Origin of the sequence: Adlercreutzia equolifaciens, assembly GCF_029076695.1 — a bacterium.
GTDB lineage: Bacteria > Actinomycetota > Coriobacteriia > Coriobacteriales > Eggerthellaceae > Adlercreutzia > Adlercreutzia equolifaciens_A.
In genome coordinates this window covers 1-294 of the sequence record NZ_JARFIK010000509.1, presented here as the reverse complement: position 1 = coordinate 294, position 294 = coordinate 1, and the positions used below count along the sequence as shown (strand labels likewise).

At 48.3% G+C, this 294-nt stretch carries 1 protein-coding gene; it reads right to left on the bottom strand.

Annotation, left to right across the window (positions count from 1 at the left end; all coding sequences use genetic code 11):
* Positions 1 to 193: CHC2 zinc finger domain-containing protein (locus PZH32_RS13400; RefSeq protein ID WP_275208747.1), on the bottom strand; the 193-nt coding region annotated here is incomplete at its 3' end.
* Positions 194 to 294: the final 101 nt, after the last annotated feature.

Here is a 294-nt window from a genome sequence, read left to right as displayed (position 1 = left end):
CTGCTCCGCATCCGAAGCAGTAATACATCTGCTTTCCCGGTGAAACGGAAAAGGACGGGGATTTCTCATTATGAAACGGGCACAATCCGAAATAGTTTGCGCCCTTTTTCTTTAAATTCACATACTGGGACATGATGTCCACGATGTCATTTCTTGTTCGTACTTCCTCGATCACTTCTTCCGGGTAATACACGCTTCATCCCTCCCGCGATATGTATTTTCCGCAAAACCGCTCTGCACTTTCCTCTCAGAAACCTCGCAGATCCGCCGGATCCGTCTCTCAGACATTCCAGC